Source organism: Acinetobacter rongchengensis (assembly GCF_003611475.1).
Lineage (GTDB): Bacteria > Pseudomonadota > Gammaproteobacteria > Pseudomonadales > Moraxellaceae > Acinetobacter > Acinetobacter rongchengensis.
Genome location: NZ_RAXT01000006.1, coordinates 93128 through 106540, shown reverse-complemented (window position 1 = coordinate 106540; position 13413 = coordinate 93128). Strand labels below are relative to the sequence as shown.

Below are 13413 nucleotides of genomic sequence, written 5' to 3'. Positions count from 1 at the left end.
CACCCAAGGTCTATGGTAGAAAGAAATTTTACTTTGAAATTAAAAAAGCAACATCAAACAACCAAATCGGATTTCAGAAAATGAGGTGTTTGGGTATGAATCATAGGTGAAGCAAAAAGTGGAAGAATTTAAACAAGAATCTGATATTATAGCCTGCATCTAGCAGGCTTTTTATTTTGTGCTGAGACTAGGTGGATTTTTCAAAACAGGTAACCTAATAGGATATCTGAAGAAACAAAATAAAATAAATGCATATATTTAAATAGGTTGAGCTTAAAATGCTTCTAATAATCGACAACTATGACTCATTTACTTATAACATCGTCCAATATTTTGGCGAGTTAAACCAAGAAGTAAAAGTAGTCCGTAATGATGCCGTGACTTTAGAGGATATTGAGCGATGGCAACCAAAGTATCTAGTGATTGGTCCTGGACCTTGCTCTCCTTCAGAAGCAGGAATTTCTATCCCTGCAATTCAACACTTTGCAGGCAAAATTCCATTGCTCGGTGTTTGTTTAGGACATCAAGCAATTGGACAGGCCTTTGGTGGTGACATTGTTCGTGCCAAAACAGTGATGCATGGTCGTTTATCTGACATGTACCACAGTGATAAAGGTATTTTCAGCAATCTTCCCTCTCCATTTTCAGCGACTCGCTATCATTCGCTTGTGATTGATCAAACGACTGTACCTGAATGCTTGGAAGTCACTTGCTGGACCAATGAAACTAATGGCTCTATGGAAGAAATTATGGGTGTAAAACATAAGACACTACCTGTTGAAGGTGTGCAATTTCATCCTGAATCAATCCTAAGCCAACATGGTCACCAAATCTTTAAAAACTTTTTAGATATTTATGCATAAAGAGCGTAATCAAGATAATGAATATTCAACAAGCTTTAAATAATATTACCAAGAATATTGAACTGACCCAGCCACAAATGGAAGAAGTCATGCGTACCATCATGAGTGGCCAAGCCACGGATGCACAAATAGGTGCGCTTATGATGGGACTGCGTTTAAAAGGTGAAAGTATTGATGAAATCACCGCAGCAGCGCGTGTTATGCGTGAATTTGCCATCAAAATAGATGTCAGTGATATTCCCCATCTGATTGATATTGTTGGGACTGGTGGCGATGGTCAAAATCTATTTAACGTTTCTACAGCATCTTCTTTCGTGATTGCGGCTGCGGGTGCAACCATTGCTAAACATGGTAATCGTGGTGTGTCATCCAAGTCAGGCTCTTCCGATTTATTGGAACAAGCTGGGATTAATCTCGATTTGAATATGCAACAGACTGAACGTTGCATCCGTGAGATGGGCGTGGGTTTTTTATTTGCACCCAATCATCATAAAGCCATGAAATATGCTGCTGGCCCGCGTAAAGAGTTAGGCTTCCGTAGTATTTTCAATCTCCTTGGCCCGCTTACGAATCCGGCTGGGGTACGCCGTTATGTGATTGGTGTTTTTTCAACAGAATTATGTCGTCCACTTGCTGAAGTGCTCAAACAATTGGGGGCTGAACATGTCATGGTGGTTCATTCTAAAGATGGTTTAGATGAAATTAGCCTTGCATCTGCGACTTATGTTGCTGAATTAAAAGATGGTGAAATCACTGAATGGGTCATTCAACCTGAAGATGTTGATATTGAATCTCAGACATTGACAGGTTTATCTGTAGAAAGTGCGGCTGAAAGCCTCGTGTTGATTAAAGATGCATTAAGCAAGAATAAATCAACCAAAGGTGAAAAAGCTGCCAATATGATTGCTTTAAATGCAGGTGCGGGTATCTATGTTTCAGGTTTAACCAAGACTTATAAGCAAGGTGTCGCATTGGCACATGATATTATCTATGGTGGACAGGCTTTGGAAAAAATGGGCATTTTGTCTGAATTTACCAAAACGCTCAAAGAATACGAAGCTTAAGGATTTAAGGAAATCATCATGGTTGATATTGCCAATACCATTTTAGGTAAAATTGTGGATCGTAAACATGAAGAGTTTGCAATTCGTCTAAAACAACATAGCTTAAAAGATGTTGAAGAACTTGCCAAAGCAGCAACGCCAGTTCGAGGTTTTGCTCAATCTTTACAAAGTAAACGTCCTGGTGTGATTGCTGAAATCAAGAAAGCATCTCCATCAAAAGGGATTATTCGTGAAAACTTTAATCCTGCTGAAATCGCAGAACAATATGAACAAGCGGGTGCTGCATGTTTGTCTGTTTTGACCGATGTTGATTTTTTCCAAGGTGCAGATGAAAACATTCAGATTGCACGTCATCATTGTTCATTGCCTGCTTTAAGAAAAGATTTTTTAATTGATCCTTATGGTGTGATTGAAGCACGTGCTTTGCATGCAGACTGTATTTTATTGATTGTGGCTTGTTTGTCTGATCAACAACTTGAAGAAATGTCTAAAACTGCATTTGAATACAATCTAGATGTATTGGTTGAAGTTCATGATGAAGACGAACTTGAACGTGCGATGAAACTTTCTGAACATTGTATTCTAGGCGTCAATAACCGTAATCTTAAAACCTTTGATGTTGATTTGAATACTTCATTGCGTTTAAAAAGATTGCTAGATCCATCGCGTTTATTGGTCACTGAAAGTGGGATCGCAACACCTGCTGATGTTGCAATGATGCAAGAGCATGACATTCACGCCTTCCTGGTCGGTGAAAGCTTCATGAAGCAACCGCGTCCCGATGATGCTTTTACAGCTCTGTTTGGGGTTCCTCACGCTATTTAAACTGAATCATTCAAATTCTGATTTAATGCTTCAATTGAACTTAAGATGATATTTGAGTCTATTTAATCTTTTCATTTATAAATGAGAATGTTTAATCGATGATTCTTAAAAAAGCCCAACGCTTCTGAGTTGTTGGGCTTTTTGTTATCTAAACGATTGATGCTAAATGTTTATCAATTAATAAGTTGTAATCACACCTGCTTCTTCCCGTTCTTGGATACTAATGGTCGGACTATTCGGTGCTTCAATAATTTCAGTGACAATAAAACGTACTTGAGCAACACTCGGCTTGCCTTTTAAGTCATCCGCTAAAGAATCATTTAGTTTCCCAACTTCCACAGCATTTGGAGGTGTATCACCTCTGACGACGATGCGTATCAATGTAAAATCATTATGTTTTTCAAATTGGATAGTATCAACAATATTATTATTTTTATTCAACAAGGTCTCAACTTCAGTCTTTATACTTGTCTCATACAGTTGTTGACGTAGCATATGCATAAAATTCAAAGATAAATAAATAGTGAGTATCAACAGGAAGATTAAACTGATTGCATTTCTTTTGATAAATTCAATGACATTACTTTTAACTTCAATATCTGAACCACGCCTAAAACCTGCAACCCACAACACCAGTGATGAACTGACTTGAATAGCAATAATATTGGTTGCTGCTAAAATAAAAGCATTCGCGGCATTTCTCCACTCCATATGAGCAAACAAAATACCACTTGCCACCAGTGGAGGAACCAAAGCTGTCGCGACTGCAACACCAACAACTGCAACCGAAAGCCGTGGTGAGACAGATGCAAATGCGCCTGCAGCGCCACCTGCTAAAGCAATCATTAAATCCATAATTGTCGGTTGAGTACGAGACAGGATTTCATGTGTAATCGGTATATCAATATTCATTAAACCCAAAATGATCCCAATGGCATAGATCATTAAAATGCCTAAAGACAGTGTGGTTAATGCTGTTCTAAACAATATCCAGCGATTATCAATCAAAGACAACGCAATACCTGAAATAGGTCCTAACATCATTGCTACCAGCATGGCTCCGATGACGACAGCAGATGAGTTGGTTAATAGACCATAGCCCGCAATAATTGCAGCTAGGGCATTCATAATAAAAAATGTTTTACTCGGTAAAGCATTCGCCTGAATATTTAGGCGAACTTGCTTATGATCAATTTTTTTGGAATTCTCTCGTAACGCTTGTTTATATCTTAATTTTTCTTTGAGAATTTCATACTTTTCTTGATCAGGCGTATCTTCAACAATAATTGTTGGGTCTTTATCTTTTTCAATCGGCATAAGTATTTATTAATCTTTTAATGCGTTGACTTAATTTAGCTTTTTTTTTAATCTACCGATAGAGTTAATCTGTGAATAATCGCACAGAACTATAGTATATTTTGCATCCAATAATAACAAAATATTTCATCCGCCATTGAAGTTAAAATACTCAAATTTATCGTGAATTCAATTCAGTTCAATTTTGAATGGATTAAGTCTATAATGCTAAGCAAATATTCTCTTTTTACTGTTTTTTGCAATTATGAGTAAATCTGATTCAACATTCTCAAAATCTCAACTTGATCTTTTAAAACAATTCAAAAAACAAATTTCTACAGGTCAACCTCAGCCTGGATCTACAAATAAAAAGCAGAAATCGGTACCTGTAACCACACCTTTACCTCAAGATGACGATCTGGCCTTATTTAATCAAGCGATGCAAGGTGTAAAAACGATTGATAACGGTAATCTAGCTAAAATCGCAACAAATCATGCTCGCAAAAAACCTGATGCTAAAACACTGGCAAAACGTGCAGCAGCTGAAGGTCCGATTGAAACTGAACATGCGGAATTATCTGATACCCATGCAATGCTCAACCCAGTTGCGAGTCAAGCGAGCTTGAGTTACCGCATTGCAACCTTACAGCATAAGGTTTTTGAAGATTTAAAAGCTGGCAATATTCGTTGGTATGAGGCTGTAGACTTACATGGCTGTACCATAGAAGAGGCCAGATCTGCAGTTTTAGAAATTATCCAAATCGCCAAGAATGAAAACCAGAATGTGATTAAAATTGTTCATGGTAAAGGCCCTGAAGCAATTTTAAAATCCTATGTAAATAGCTGGCTTCGTCAACACCGTGATGTTTTAGCTTTTGTCAGTGCTCCTGAAAAACAAGGTGGCACAGGTGCCGTTTTAGTTTTATTAAAACGTGCTGAGAAAAATCCAAAATTTAATCAGGATCAATAATCCATTTTTGTACCCACAAATTTTGTGTTTGATGATCAATATCCTTTAAAATACGGTTTATCCTGTAATAGTCAGACTTTTTTGGTTTTTCTGCTACAATGCCGTCCTTGTTCAATCCGTATAAGTGAACACGTTATATGTCTATGCAGCAATCCTACGCAAATATTTTAACTGCCGTTGGCGAGGACTTAGATCGTCCTGGTCTGAAAGACACGCCTATGCGTGCGGCTAAAGCTTTTTCGTACTTGACGTCTGGCTATAGCAAAACCTTAGAAGAAGTGACCAATAATGCGGTCTTCCCTTCTGATAATGATGAAATGGTGTTGGTTAAAAATATCGAATTTTATTCTTTATGTGAGCATCATTTATTGCCTTTTCATGGTCGTGTACATATTGCCTATTTACCTTCTGGTAATGTTTTAGGCTTATCTAAATTTGCACGAATCACTGAAATGTTCGCACGTCGTTTACAAATTCAAGAGCAACTCACCAAACAAATTGCGGATGCAGTGGCGGAAGTCACCCAAGCTCGTGGTGTCGCTGTTGTGATTGATTCAGCTCATATGTGTATGATGATGCGCGGTGTAAGTAAGCAGGAATCAACGACACGCACTGTGTCTTTTGTCGGGGATTTTAAAACGGACAAAGAAGCACGTCGTGAATTCTTACAAGCTGTCCCTGAAGCACATTGATTTTATGAATTTTTCATCATTTCTATCTATAAAAATTGCTTTAAGCCTCAAATTCAACTGAGGCTTTCTTTTAAATGAGGTTTTTAAAATGTCTTCAATTTGGTTAGCTGGTCATGGCTTAACAAATAATGAAATAAGTGAAGATTACCCTCGTGCGGATCGTTTGGTGAAAGGTAATCCAAGACGTTTAACTCAAAGTTTGTATGATCATCCAAATATGAATTGTGGTATTTGGCAATGTGAAATAGGTGCATGGAATATTCAATTTGCAGATAATAAACAAGAGTTTTTTCAGATTATTGAAGGTTCTGTACGTTTACATGATGCAAATAGTCAATCATTTATAGAAATTAAAGCGGGCGAAGCTGGCATTATTCCGCCTTCATTTGTCGGTACATTTGAAGTCATTGAAGCTGTTAAAAAATACTTTGTCGTTGTCGAAGTATAAAAAATAACGTCTGTTCGGGATAAACTTTAATGTAAGGATTAACCTGAAGCATATATGCCACAAGGTCTTGCACTTCACTTGAAATATATTTCAATCTTGTTCAGATTCGATCTAAAATATACTACCTCGCAAGACGGACGTTAAGGGATGAGGGCACTGCCACGCAAGGGAACAACCTAAGCTGTGATTAAAGCAACACTAGAGTCACCAACCCGACAGATACCACCAAGTACCTAATAATATATTGCAAAAACAGTAGATTACAGATATTTTGAAATATATTCCACATACCTCTCACAATGCGACTGACGTTTCCGCATACCATATATTTAGTTGTTAGGAAAATAACGTATCCCTAACTCAGGTTATTTAGAATTTTCCCCATATAGCGTTCATCCAATAACTTTCCTTGATATAAAATACTCTTTCTACGTACCCCTTCTGTTTTGAATCCATGCTTTTCATAGAACTTAATTGCACGAATATTGTCTTGAATAACACTCAATTCAATCCTGATCGCTCCCTGTGCAATAGCCCACAATTCAGCATCATGATACAAATCATTGGCTAAATTCTTTCCATGATAGTTTTTCAAAATGCCTATCACCAATTGAAAACAATGCTTTACTTTATTAAATGGTTTTCTTGAAAGTGCAATAAAACCAACAATATGCTGCTGATCGATGGCGATAAATATTTTCTCATTCTCTGATTGATTTAAAGTTTTAATATATTCAATTTGCTGACTCAATACGATCGGTCGTTCTCCCACCTCAAACAGCATAAATTCTGTTTCAACATCAAGTTGATTAAAAAAATTTATCAAACTTTCAGCATCTTGTGTCTCAATTTGTCTTATTTCCATTTAGGTTTACACTTCTAACAATAAATTGACTACTTTCAGAGAGAATATGAACAAAAGCCTAATCAAAACATAATGATGATGAAATACCAACGGCAGATCTTAATGTGATTAAAATAGGAAAAGATCATTTCTCAAACAGATCAGTGATTTCTAAGCCATTCTAAAACCTAAAAATAATGTGCAAACCCAAAACTACCTTTCATCCAGTCCTTGCGATCTTGCTGTTGATATTCCCAGCCCACTCTGAAAGAATTTTGTGAGGATAATGAATATTGTAAGTAACTATTGATTCGTAAGTTCCACTGATGAGAATCTTCCCAATAAGGCAATTCAAGCTGAACAACACTATTCAGTTGATCTGTCCAAAGATTCTGACAACCTAAGCTAGGCCCTAAACCGATACGCCACCCTTTATCCAGTGATTGGCCTGCTTGTAAATGAGTTTGTATTTCTGCATAACATAAATTTTTACGATCATCATCTGCTAGGGTATAGCCTGATTGCGCCTTTGCAGCAAATACCCCATGTTGTTCATCTTCACTGAATTTTCCATGATGAATGGCTTCTTGTTGCCATCCTATATTCAATCCCCATGTGATTGGTGTTTTAAATGGTGTAATCGGGTTATATGAATGAACCGTTAATAAATCCAAATGCTCTAATTTGAGTTGATCATCACGCCACTGCGCAGCACCATCTAAAAATAAAAGTTGCGTACCTAAACGGAAACCACCTTGTGGATCTTTTAATTCATGATAAGCCTGACGATGCCCCAATTGCACAAATTTCTCGCCCTGCACTTCTCCGATATCGATCGACCAATTTCGAGAATCATGCCCATGTACAGGATTTATCTTTGGTTTTTGCGGTTCTTGACGTTGTTTGGCGATTGGGATTTGACTACGTAGGCCCAGTAACTGTCTAAAACGTGGTTGCACAAACTTTTCATCGACTTGGCGAGAAACAAATTGTAGATATAAATCGTCATACGCCATTTCTAGTATTTTGGCACGATCCGCTTCATGCTCATTGGCTAAACGCATTTGCATTTGCTGCGGTTCTAAGGAAGCAATTTCATGTGCTTTCTTCGCTAAACGATGTCCATGTTGCTTGGCTTGCGCATTTAACTGTGTTTCTAGGGCTGGTCGATACACTGTTTCTCGAATTAGACCTTGTTGATCCACTGCTTTAATCGTCTCTACAGGAATTGCAGCATAGCTGAATTGATGACGCAAATTCGCGGTTGGACGAACTAAATCAATCAGTCCCAACAAACGATAAGCACAATTATCACTCACAAAATAATATGGGAAGCTCACTTTTTGCATTTCCCACATATGTTTGACCAAAAAGGCAGTCTCATCAGGGCTTAAATTCAGTTCATACTCCCATAGGTCACGACTTTCAAAATCGCCATATTCTTTTACTTTTCGGTAATATGGCATGAGTGAATATTCACCTGGATAATCACCAATTAAACCTTTCCATGCATACGACCAATTGTCCTGTCCATTCACTGTAGCAGCATAATTCACAGCATAAGAAACTAAGTTCAACTGCTTTTGACCTTTAGGGTCTAAACGTAATAATGTATGCCCAAACATAGAACTTGGGTTGCCCATAAAATCTGTGGCGTAAATTAAAGTCGCTTTATATGGATTAATTTGTGCATACCATTGCTCAAACTCGGGGCATGTAACTTGTGGAAGTTGTTGAGTGTTAATGTTCAATTGTTGCATGAGCCATTGGCTACGCGCTGGAAATTTACAACGAAAAGATTGATTCGGTTCAGCAGATTGAAATAAAGCTGTTATATCAGCAATCATTTCATTTTTAATATTATTTTGACCATCTGGAGCTAGAAAATAACCTAAATAACTGACTTCACTTTTTGGAGAATCTTCTGCATAGAGTAAGCGCTTCCATGTGATGTTCTGTTCTAATTTTTTTTGTTGTGCCAATTTGACATAGTCTTGAATGGCCAATGATTCAGCCGACGCACTGAAAGATACAAATAAACTGAGTAAACTTAAACGATTAACTAAATATTTCATTCACAATTTCAATATTAAAAAACTAAGCAAATTTATGATTTTTATCACAGATATAAAATAAAAGCCCTGTCAAAGACAAATGTAAGTCATTTAAGCATTTTAAATCCGCCCCCCTCCTTTGATAAAGGAGGGATGGGCAGCACTACTACGCAAGGAATCTAAAATTATTTTAAATTCTCGATAGTTCTCCCCTCTTTTTCCTTGCGCCATAAATGACTCAGAGTTAGGGGAGATTCATAGATGAGTCATCATTAAATGACGATTAACTGATCAACTCTAATCAAAGACAGGGCTAGTAAACCATTACACGTATGCTTTTAATACTGCATCTTTTGCCATCACATCTTGAAGTGATGCTAAAACTTGTAGAGAGTTTTGATTATCTGCTGAATAGATATGTGAAAAATTCGACTTGGTCACAGCAAAGAAATGTGCCTTATCAGCTTCTTTAACATTCAATAAAGAAGCAAGAACATTTAAGCTTTCCCCTTGACCTACAGCCATATCACGCGCAAGTGATTCTGAATTTTCATTGGTGAATGTAACCACTTGAGCAGTGACTTTACCATTCCCATTACACCCCAATGTACCAAAAGTAATACCGATTAACTGGTTTGTGAAAAGACCATTGGTTGTCGCTGCTAAAATTTTGGGAATTTTACCTGATTGACCTGCCCAAATTTGTGAACCGACACCACACCCTACATCTGGATCAGCCATTGCAACACTAGAACCAGCGGCTAATACAGCAGCTAAAGCGATTTTTTTTAACATATAATTCTCCAGAAATTATCCATATGTGACATATGTAAATTGTTATATTCCGTTTTGTGTAGATTAAATTACACCCATACAGATTTATCACATAAATATAGATAAGCAAATCAAAATATGACAATTAAGTGACTATTTTTTGTTCTCAATGAGTAACCAATTTCCATTGCTATTTCTTTTGCCAAGGATTTTTAAAACAAGCACTAAACTTAATAATAGCAATAAATACCAAGAACCTAATTTTCCCCACCCTACCATATGCCATGCATCGACTTGACTCGGATAAAGCCAAATTTTATAAAATGTACTGATGTTTTCTGCAATCCAGATGATAAATGCCAAAATGAATAAAATGGGGAGCATCGGCAGTTGAAAATGATGATGGTATAACTCAAAACGAATTTTTGTTTTCCAAAATATCATCACACTCCACAAAAAAAGTATGTTGCGGAAATCTGGAATAAAAAATTTGCTCATAAAATTAATATAAGACAATACCGCCAAACTGAGCATATTGGCAAAACGAGGCAAATTTACGAATGAAACCTGATATAAACGTAATGATCGTGCAAAAAAACTTCCTACTGCTGAATACATAAATCCTGCAAATAGCGGTACCGTCATGATTTTAAATACAGCAGGTTGTGGATATTGCCAAGAAGCGATTTGCGGATGGGTGAGGAACAATTCCATCCCCATAGCCATGATATGAAATAAGGCAATCACCTTGGCTTCAGCCCATGATTCTAATTTTAAATACAACAAACAAACTTGGATAATTAAGGCATAAAACAATAAATAGTCATAGCGAAACAAACCATAAAACTCATGGCTCCCCATACGTGCTGTTGCAACAAAAGCGATCAGTAATAAAATACCAAATAAGGCAGCTGAGGCTGCCTTATATAAAAACTCAAATAATGATTTTAAATAGATCATGACAAAATTAAAACTTAGCCCAAATACTTGGCACTATATTCATGAACCGTATCAATGAAAGCTTTCGGATTTGTTGGATCGACCCATTGGGTAATACCATGACCTAAATTTGCCACATAACCTGTTTTTTCGCCATTGGCATAAGCATCATCAAGCATAGCTTTGGTGGCATTTTCAATGGTCGTTGCAGAACCATAAAGCGTTGCAGGATCTAAATTTCCTTGTAAAGCCGCACGACCATTTACAGTTTGGCGAGCGACATTTAATGATGTCGTCCAATCTAAACCAAATGCATCCGCACCTGTTGCAATCATTGGCTCAAGCCATTGACCGCCACCTTTAGTGAATAAAATAACAGGAACTTTTCGTCCTTCATTTTCACGCTTTAGGCCAGCTACAATTTTTTGCATGTATTTTAAAGAAAATTCTAAATACTCACGGTGAGCCAATGCCCCACCCCAACTATCAAAAATCTGTACAGCTTGCGCACCTGCATCAATTTGCGCATTTAAATAATCAATAACCGCATCCGCAAGTCGATCCAATAATGCATGTAGTACTTCAGGTTGCGCATACATCATCTGTTTCGTAAAACGAAAATCCTTACTCGAACCACCTTCAACCATATAGGTGGCCAACGTCCAAGGACTTCCCGAGAAACCAATCAATGGAACTTGTCCACCCAATGCAGAACGAATGGTCGATACCGCATTCATGACATAAGATAAATCTGATTTCGCATCGAATTTTGGAAGATTCGCAACATCCTGTTCTGTTCGAACAGTTTTATGAAATTTTGGACCTTCACCTGTTTCAAAATATAGACCTAGACCCAAAGCATCTGGAACGGTGAGAATGTCTGAGAACAAAATCGCAGCATCTAATTCATAACGACGTAAAGGCTGTAAAGTCACTTCACAAGCAAATTCTGTATTTTTGCAAAGAGAAAGAAAATCACCTGCTTTAGCTCGCGTTTCACGATATTCTGGTAAATAACGTCCTGCTTGACGCATCATCCATACTGGTGTGGTATCTACAGGTTCACGCAATAAGGCACGTAGAAAACGATCATTTTTTAAAGTCGTCATTTACTTTCCCATTCCAAAAATTAAAGTCGCCCCATCATAACAAAAAGGCTTCAAATTTAATAATTTCTAAGTAAAAATTTCAATCTATACGTTGAATCTACACCATCGTTATAATTTTAAAAAATACCAAAATAAAACAAAAATGCTTTATACAATATTTCTTCATAGAAAAAAATGATTGAAACAAAACAAGTACTGCATCTATATGTAATTTCTGTAATACTTGCCAAGATATTTTAGTAATCAATATGAATAATTCTTAAGGTTGAATTACATGTTCGTTCGCTCAATTCTTGCTTTGAGTTTAAGCTGTATACTTACTGGTACAGCATTTGCAGCTTCTACAACTGAGCAACCTCTAAATCCTACAAAAGTTGTTACGACTCCAGTCGAAGATCCAATCGATCCTTTAGCAATTGATTCATCAGCAGTCTCTTCTGCTGAAGCTCAGATTTCGCAGCAAGAGCAACAAGAGTTAGACCAAGCTGCCAATACACTGCAAAATTTAGAAAAAACAGAATCTAAAACTGCCGATATTGCTTCTGCTCCAACTGCACCTACAACACCTGCTGCGGCAACAACAACACCGTCAAATCCAAATGCACCCAAAGCCTCTTGGACACTCGATGGTCTAAACAATGCGCAGTGGTATGAAAATATTGGCAAAGGTCAGTTCCCTGTCTACGCACGTGCACATGTGATGTTAAATAATGCGCATGCTTCACCAGGTGCGATTGATGGTACAAGTGGAATGAACACCTTAAAAGCGGTTGCATCATTTCAGCAAATCAATGGCTTAAAACCAACAGGTGAATTAACACAAGAAACTTGGGATGCACTGGTTGCTAAACAAGGCAATAAACCTGCTTATATTGAATACACCATTACAGACGCAGATTTGAAAGGGCCATACGCAGCATCAATTCCACATGATTATGCTTTACAAGCAAAAATGAAAGGCTTGTATTACACGCGTGTCACTGAAATGTTAGGTGAAAAATTCCACATGGATGAAGATTTCCTCAAGAAATTAAATCCTAAAGCGACCTTTAAAAAAGCTGGCGAAAAAATCATTGTGACCAATATTCGCAATGAGCTTCCTGAAAATATTCATCTGATCGTGGCGCATAAAGGGGCGAAACAGCTTTATTTGTTTAATGCACAAAATCAGATGGTCGGCTCTTTCCCTGCAACGATTGGTAGCTCAGATACCCCATCGCCAACAGGTACATATAAAGTAACTGGCGTTGCACCAAACCCTTGGTACAGTTATTCACCAAGTAACTTTATTCAAGGTAAAAACCTCAAACCACTCTCATTACCACCAGGTCCAAATGCTCCTGTAGGTAATATTTGGATTGGTTTAAGCAAAAAATCATTTGGTATTCACGGTACACCAAACCCATCAGCAATCTCTAAAACGGCTTCACATGGTTGTATCCGTTTAACCAACTGGGATGCCAATGACCTTGGTAAAAAAGTGAAATCAGGTGTTACTGTTAAATTCTTAGAATGATCATTCGGAATTAAGTATT

13 protein-coding genes are annotated in these 13413 nt (G+C 37.4%); 7 read left to right on the top strand and 6 right to left on the bottom strand.

Features of this window, described 5'->3' with window-relative positions:
• Positions 1-278 precede the first annotated feature (278 nt).
• From D7V20_RS05520 to trpC, 3 genes are read left to right on the top strand one after another with little or no spacing between them, the layout of a single operon-like run.
• Positions 279-863 (top strand): aminodeoxychorismate/anthranilate synthase component II, encoded by a 585-nt coding sequence (locus D7V20_RS05520; protein WP_120383321.1) that lies wholly within the window; start codon positions 279-281, stop codon positions 861-863.
• Positions 864-880: 17 nt separating this feature from the next.
• Positions 881-1927 carry an anthranilate phosphoribosyltransferase gene (trpD, locus tag D7V20_RS05515; RefSeq protein ID WP_120383320.1) on the top strand — a complete coding sequence of 349 codons (1047 nt, stop codon included), beginning with the start codon at positions 881-883 and terminating at the stop codon, positions 1925-1927.
• A gap of 18 nt (positions 1928-1945) precedes the next feature.
• Positions 1946-2752, top strand: coding sequence for an indole-3-glycerol phosphate synthase TrpC (trpC, locus tag D7V20_RS05510; protein ID WP_120383319.1), 807 nt, complete (start codon positions 1946-1948; stop codon positions 2750-2752).
• Between the two features lie 177 nt (positions 2753-2929).
• Here the strand turns inward: trpC and D7V20_RS05505 are convergent, their stop codons facing one another.
• Positions 2930-4069 carry a TIGR00341 family protein gene (locus D7V20_RS05505; RefSeq protein WP_120383318.1) on the bottom strand — a complete coding sequence of 380 codons (1140 nt, stop codon included), beginning with the start codon at positions 4067-4069 and terminating at the stop codon, positions 2930-2932.
• A 244-nt stretch (positions 4070-4313) separates the two neighbouring features.
• Here D7V20_RS05505 and D7V20_RS05500 point away from each other — a divergent pair, with 244 nt between their 5' ends.
• From D7V20_RS05500 to D7V20_RS05490, 3 genes are all read left to right on the top strand, one after another.
• Positions 4314-5018 carry a Smr/MutS family protein gene (locus D7V20_RS05500; protein WP_120383317.1) on the top strand — a complete coding sequence of 235 codons (705 nt, stop codon included), beginning with the start codon at positions 4314-4316 and terminating at the stop codon, positions 5016-5018.
• A 143-nt stretch (positions 5019-5161) separates the two neighbouring features.
• A complete protein-coding gene (folE, locus tag D7V20_RS05495; RefSeq protein WP_171057689.1) occupies positions 5162-5710 on the top strand; it encodes a GTP cyclohydrolase I FolE in 549 nt (182 codons plus the stop codon).
• A gap of 88 nt (positions 5711-5798) precedes the next feature.
• Positions 5799-6158: a cupin domain-containing protein gene (locus D7V20_RS05490; RefSeq protein ID WP_120383316.1), complete on the top strand. Its 360-nt coding sequence runs from the start codon at positions 5799-5801 to the stop codon at positions 6156-6158.
• Positions 6159-6513: 355 nt separating this feature from the next.
• Here D7V20_RS05490 and D7V20_RS05485 read toward each other — a convergent pair whose 3' ends face one another.
• The 5 genes from D7V20_RS05485 to hemE form a co-directional block, all read right to left on the bottom strand.
• Positions 6514-7023, bottom strand: a complete 510-nt coding sequence (locus D7V20_RS05485) for a GNAT family N-acetyltransferase (RefSeq protein ID WP_120383315.1) — start codon at positions 7021-7023, stop codon at positions 6514-6516.
• Between the two features lie 167 nt (positions 7024-7190).
• The gene (locus D7V20_RS05480; protein ID WP_120383314.1) at positions 7191-9077 is read right to left on the bottom strand and encodes an Lnb N-terminal periplasmic domain-containing protein; all 1887 of its coding nucleotides are present in this window, start codon (positions 9075-9077) and stop codon (positions 7191-7193) included.
• Positions 9078-9380: 303 nt separating this feature from the next.
• Positions 9381-9851 (bottom strand): DUF3015 family protein, encoded by a 471-nt coding sequence (locus D7V20_RS05475; protein ID WP_120383313.1) that lies wholly within the window; start codon positions 9849-9851, stop codon positions 9381-9383.
• A gap of 132 nt (positions 9852-9983) precedes the next feature.
• Positions 9984-10790: a DUF817 domain-containing protein gene (locus tag D7V20_RS05470; RefSeq protein ID WP_120383312.1), complete on the bottom strand. Its 807-nt coding sequence runs from the start codon at positions 10788-10790 to the stop codon at positions 9984-9986.
• A gap of 14 nt (positions 10791-10804) precedes the next feature.
• On the bottom strand, positions 10805-11878 hold the full coding sequence (gene hemE / locus D7V20_RS05465; RefSeq protein ID WP_120383311.1) for a uroporphyrinogen decarboxylase: 1074 nt from the start codon (positions 11876-11878) through the stop codon (positions 10805-10807).
• A 274-nt stretch (positions 11879-12152) separates the two neighbouring features.
• Between hemE and D7V20_RS05460 the strand changes: the two genes are divergently transcribed.
• Positions 12153-13394 (top strand): L,D-transpeptidase family protein, encoded by a 1242-nt coding sequence (locus tag D7V20_RS05460; RefSeq protein WP_120383310.1) that lies wholly within the window; start codon positions 12153-12155, stop codon positions 13392-13394.
• Positions 13395-13413 lie beyond the last annotated feature (19 nt).